The organism is Halanaerobiales bacterium (assembly GCA_035270125.1).
GTDB lineage: Bacteria > Bacillota > Halanaerobiia > Halanaerobiales > DATFIM01 > DATFIM01.
Genome location: DATFIM010000063.1, coordinates 1 through 5,757 on the forward strand (window position 1 = coordinate 1; position 5,757 = coordinate 5,757).

Sequence of the window (5,757 nt, forward strand, 5' to 3'; positions counted from 1 at the left end):
TGTAAAACTTATTGATGATCATGAAGGAACTAAAAAAATAAATCAAGTTATACAATTTATTAATGTTGCTAAATCTCTTGAGAGAATTGGTGACCACGCTACTAATATTGGTGAGGAAACAATATTTATTGTTACAGATAAACGGGTGAAGTATTAAAGTAGAAAAATATATTAAAAAAATAAATAAAGAAATTTAAACGGCTTTTCCTGTTATTAAATATGGGAGAGCCGTTTTATATATTTAAAAAAATTTAAAGAAGGAAATGAAACTTTAATAAAGAACTTATAAATATAAGGCAAGTATAATTAAAATTATAATTAAAATTTAGAAAATATTAGCAAGATTGGGAGGGGAATATATGAGTAAAGAAAAGAAAATTGATATAGAAAAATTAAAAGGCAGTTGTCAATTATCTGATTTTGATTTTTCTTCAACTGAAGAACTTGAACCTTTTGAAGAAGGTATAATTGGACAAAATAGAGCTGTAGAAGCAGTTGATTTTGGATTAAATGTAGAAAAAGAAGGATATAATATATTTATGACCGGTTTACCAGGTACAGGAAAAAGTACCTTTGCAAAAAAAGCTACTGAAGATAAGTCTAAAGACAAAGAAATTCCTCCTGATTTATGTTATGTATATAATTTTGAAAACTCTGAAAAACCTCAGGCCCTAAAGCTGCCTCCAGGAACAGGAAAAAAGCTAAAAAAAGATATGGAACAGTTAATAGAAGAACTTAAAGAAGAAATTCCTGCTGCTTTTGAAGGGGAAGAATACGAAGAAAAGAAGAATCAAATCATGAGTGAATACCAAAAAAAATCTAATAGAATAATGGAAGAATTTGAAAAAAAGATACAAAAAGATGGGTATGCATTAAAAAATACCCCTCAGGGTCCTGTACCTGTACCTATTGATGAAGATGGAAATCCCTTAGAACAGGAAGATTATCAAAAACTTTCTGAAGAGGAAAAACAGGAAATGAGAGATAAAAATGCGACTATAAAACAGGAAATGGAAAATAAAATGAGACAAATAAGAAAGTTAAAAACTGATGCTCAGGAAAAATTAAAAGAAATAGAAAAGAAAATAGGATTATCCATAATTGAGCCTATAGTTGCTAATTTAAAAGAAGAATATAAGGGGTGTGAGGAAGTAACTGGTTATCTTGATAATGTAAAAGAAGATATTGTAGATAATCTTAATAAATTTAAAGATAAAGATGAGGATAAGCAACAACAATTTCCATTTGCAGTTCCTCAAGATGATAATGGTTCATTTTTTAAGAGATATAAAATAAATTTACTTGTAGATAATTCAGATACTGAAGGTGCTCCAGTTATTAATGAAACTAATCCAACTTATTATAATCTTTTTGGAAAAACTGAAGGGAAAAGTCAGTTTGGGGCAATAACTACTGATTTTACTATGATAAAAAGTGGTGCTATTCATAAAGCTAATGGAGGTTATTTGATATTACAGGCCCGTGATGTCTTAACAAGTCCGCTATCCTGGGATACTTTAAAAAGGACATTAATTAATGAAGAAGTTGTGGTTGAAAACATTGGTGAACAATACAGGTCAATACCTGTTAAAACTTTAAAACCTGAAGCTATAGATATTGATCTTAAAGTAATAATGATTGGCAATCCAATGATTTATCAACTCCTTTATAATTATGATGAAGAGTTTAAAAAATTATTTAAGATAAAAGCAGACTTTGATATTGAAATGGAAAGAAATCCCGAAAATGTGCAAAAATTTGCTTCATTTATTTCTTTTATAAGTAAAAGAGAAAATATTAAACAATTTAAAAAAGAAGCAGTATGTAGAGTTATTGAATACAGTAGTAGACTGGCTGGAGATAAGGAAAAATTAACTACTCGCTTTAATGATATTATGGAAGTTTTATATGAGTCTAATACCTGGGCTAAGATGGCTGGGCATGAGTATGTAGAAATGGAAGATGTAAAAAAAGCTTTAGATAAAAAAGAAGAAAGATCAAATTTAAGTGAAGAAAAAATAAGAGAAATGATTGCTAAAGAACATATTTTAGTGGATGTGCAAGGAAAAGAAAGTGGACAGATTAATGGCCTTTCTGTTTATCAAACTGGAGAATATGCTTTTGGTAAACCTTCCCGGATAACTGCCCGAACCTATATGGGAAAAAAAGGTATAATAAATATAGAAAGAAAAGCAGATATGAGTGGTAAAATTCATAATAAAGGAGTTATGATTTTAGCTGGATTTTTGGGAGAAAAATATGCTAGAGAAAAGCCTCTTACCTTATCTGCTTCTCTTGCTTTTGAACAAAGTTATGGAGGAATAGATGGAGATAGTGCTTCCTGTGCTGAACTATTAGTATTGCTTTCTGCTATTTCAACCTATCCTTTACGCCAGGATATTGCTATTACAGGTTCTATGAATCAAAAAGGTAAGGTACAACCAATTGGTGGAGTTAACCAAAAAATTGAAGGGTATTATAAAACCTGTAAGATAAAAGGTTTAAATGGAAAACAGGGTGTAATAATCCCCGAGCAAAATAAAGATAATCTAATGTTAAAAGATGAAGTTATTAAAGCAGTAAAAAATGATGAATTTCATATTTACAGTATAGAAGATATTGATGAAGCTATTGAATTAATGTTTAATAAACCTGCTAAGGAAGTACATGAAAAAGTTAATGAAGTATTAAAAGATATTGCAGAAAAAGCAAGTCAGTTTGGAAGTGAAGAAGGCGATGATTAATAAATTCAGATTATTTAAAAGTCAATAATTTTTTAAACCTCCGATTTTTCGGGGGTTTTCTTTTTGATTTTCAATAATGTCTTAGTTATGATAATATGTTTATTGTAAAATAAACTGGGAGGTAAAAATAATGTATAATATTAAAAAAATATTTTTCAATTTAATTTTAGTAGGAATTTTATTATTTGTTTTTTCATTTAATATTTATGCTGTAGATTATCCTAACAAAGCAATAGATTTGATTGTTCCCTGGAGTTCTGGAGGAATAACTGATACAACTGCTCGTGCTTTTGCTCCTCATTTTGAAAAAAGTCTGGAGCAATCAATTACAATTGTAAATAGACCTGGTGCTTCTGGAGCAGTTGGGACAGAAGCTGCTTACAGTAAAAAAGCAGATGGTTATACAGTATTATTATCTGCTGAGACCCCTGCCACTTTTCAGGTCATGGGAATGAGTGAGTTAAGTTTTGAAGATTTTGAACCAATTATGATGTTAGTTGCAGCAGAAAGAGTATTGGTAGTTCCTGAAGATTCCCCATATAAGAATATTAATCAATTGATAGCAGATATTAAAGATAATCCAGGAGATATCAAAATGTCTTATTCTGGCCCTGGGGCAAGTGGGCATATTCTAGGTCTTTTATTGGAAAAAGCTAATTTGAAGCTCAGGAAAATACCTGCTGGCGGAGGCCATGAAGCTATGATTGAAACGATAAGTGGAAGAGTAGATTTTACTCTTGCTAATTTATCCACTGTGCTGGATTATATTAAAAAAGGTGACCTGAGAGTACTTGCCGTATTAGATGAGAAACCTTCTGATAAAGTGGATGCCCCACCTTTAACTAAAGCTTTACCAGAATTAAAACCATATTTACCACTTGATTTTCCCAATTGTTTACTTGTCAAAAAAGGCACCCCGGAAGAACGAATCGAAGTTTTAAAAAAGGCAGCAAAAAAGGCTGCTTCAGCTAAGGGATGGATTGAATTTACAAGTAATAATCATTACAAAAGAATGGATCAGCTAACAGGTAAGGAAGTTACAAATTACTGGAAAGACTGGAAATCACTTGTGAACTGGATGCTATATGAAGCAGGAGCAACAGAATATAGTCCGGAGAAGTTTGATATACCTAGATATGAAGATTAGAAGGTGAGTTAAATGAAAAAATTAATAAAAAATTCTCTTTTTGTTCAGGGTTTAATATTTTTGATTTTTTCTATTTTTATTATTAATAGAGCTTATAATATGAGAGATTTTGGAGAATCTTTTCTTAGTCCTGGTATATTTCCGGCGTTATTTGGTGGAGTTCTATTAATATTATCATTAAACTTAATTATTAGAGGTTATAAAGAAGTGAAAAAATCAGGAAAAAACATAAATTATGATAATATTGACAAAGTAAGTCTTTTAAATGTGATTTTTATTGTAATGATTTCTCTTATATACTTATGGGCTTTAAGTTATTTAGGTTTTATAATATCTTCTATAGTATATTTATTTATTTTTATGTTTTATATAGGTGAAAGACGAATTTGGATTTTAATAGCAATTTCTATTTTGACTCCATTGATAAGTTATCTGATATTTAGTATAGGATTGGGGATAAGTCTGCCATAGTAGGGATATAATTTTTGTGGAGGTGTAAAAATTGATTTGGGACATATTACAACAAATAAATCCAGCTTTAATAGGCTTAGTTTTTTTAGGAGCTACTTCCGGTCTTTTAGTTGGCTCTATACCTGGTCTTTCAGTTACTATGGCTACTGCTATTTTGGTGACAGTTACTTATTCCTGGACAATTGAAAATGCTATGGCCCTTATTATGGGTTTATATGTTGCTGGTGTTTTTTCTGGAGCAGTCTCAGCAATTTTGATTAATATACCAGGAGCTCCGGCAGCTGTAATTACCAAACTGGATGGTTTTCCCATGACTGAAAAAGGTGAAGCGGCTGAAGCTTTATGGATAGCAACTTTTCAATCTTTTATAGGAAGTTTAGTTGGATTATTTTTATTGGCCATTTTAGCAAAACCAATTACTAATATAGCTTTACAATTTAGTCCTTTAGATTATTTTTTAATTGCTGTATTTGGGTTGACAGCAGTTGGGGCTTTGACAGCAAAAGATTATACTAAAGGTTTAATTAGTGCAATAATAGGATTGTTTTTAAGTTCTATTGGTAGAGAAGCTATTATGGGGACAGCCAGATTTTCTTTTGGTATTACTAATTTACAGGCAGGAATAAACCTTATAGCTGCTTTAATAGGTTTATTTGGCTTCACTGAAGTTTTGACTCAGATTTATAGAGGAAGTTATTCCGCTATTGCAAATAAAGCAGGAAAAGTTAAACCAGATTTTAAAGGGGCGCTAAAACATTTATCATTATCTATAAGATCTTCTATTATTGGTACTTTTATTGGAGCTTTACCGGGTTGTGGAGGACCTGTTGCTGCTTTAATTTCTTATGATTCAGCTAAAAAAACTGTCAAAAATCCTACTCGACCTTTTGGAGAAGGAGCGGAAGAAGGAATAGTAGCCAGTGAAGCAGCTAATAATGCCTGTGTTGGTGGAGCCTTAATACCTATGTTGACTTTAGGGATACCCGGAGATGCAGTAACAGCAGTTATCTTAGCAGCTTTTTTGGTACACGGTTTAAGTCCAGGACCTCTTTTGTTTTCAGAGTCTCCTGAGTTGTTTCATTTAATACTTGCTGGAGGTTTTATAGGTTCTATTTCTATGTTAATTTTAGGAATAACAGTTGTTCCTAGATTATCTAAAGTAGTATTAATTCCTAAGAAAATATTATTACCAGTTGTTTCTGTTTTGTGTGTAATAGGATCATATGCTGTAAATAATAGTATTTTTGATGTTTTAGTTATGATGATTATTGGATTTTTAGGATTTATATTAAAAAATTATGATTATCCGATTGCCCCGATAGTTTTAGCTCTTGTACTTGGAGATATAATGGATCCCAGTTTTAGAAGAGCATTTGCCTATGTACCTTCTATCCC

At 31.0% G+C, this 5,757-nt stretch carries 5 protein-coding genes; all 5 read left to right on the top strand.

Features of this window, described 5'->3' with window-relative positions; genetic code table 11:
* The first annotated feature begins 37 nt into the window (after window positions 1-37).
* Window positions 38-157 carry a PhoU domain-containing protein gene (locus tag VJ881_03275; GenBank protein HKL75066.1) on the top strand — a complete coding sequence of 40 codons (120 nt, stop codon included), beginning with the start codon at window positions 38-40 and terminating at the stop codon, window positions 155-157.
* A 202-nt stretch (window positions 158-359) separates the two neighbouring features.
* Window positions 360-2,744 (top strand): ATP-binding protein, encoded by a 2,385-nt coding sequence (locus VJ881_03280; protein ID HKL75067.1) that lies wholly within the window; start codon window positions 360-362, stop codon window positions 2,742-2,744.
* Between the two features lie 130 nt (window positions 2,745-2,874).
* Window positions 2,875-3,891 carry a tripartite tricarboxylate transporter substrate binding protein gene (locus tag VJ881_03285; protein HKL75068.1) on the top strand — a complete coding sequence of 339 codons (1,017 nt, stop codon included), beginning with the start codon at window positions 2,875-2,877 and terminating at the stop codon, window positions 3,889-3,891.
* Between the two features lie 12 nt (window positions 3,892-3,903).
* Window positions 3,904-4,362, top strand: coding sequence for a tripartite tricarboxylate transporter TctB family protein (locus VJ881_03290; GenBank protein ID HKL75069.1), 459 nt, complete (start codon window positions 3,904-3,906; stop codon window positions 4,360-4,362).
* Between the two features lie 31 nt (window positions 4,363-4,393).
* Window positions 4,394-5,757: tripartite tricarboxylate transporter permease (locus VJ881_03295; protein HKL75070.1), on the top strand; the 1,364-nt coding region annotated here is incomplete at its 3' end.

Excerpts from the sequence above, each read along its gene's own strand:
- VJ881_03280 (HKL75067.1), top strand. The coding sequence starts at position 360 with ATGAGTAAAGAAAAGAAAATTGATATAGAAAAATTAAAAGGCAGTTGT.
- VJ881_03285 (HKL75068.1), top strand. The coding sequence starts at position 2,875 with ATGTATAATATTAAAAAAATATTTTTCAATTTAATTTTAGTAGGAATT.
- VJ881_03290 (HKL75069.1), top strand. The coding sequence starts at position 3,904 with ATGAAAAAATTAATAAAAAATTCTCTTTTTGTTCAGGGTTTAATATTT.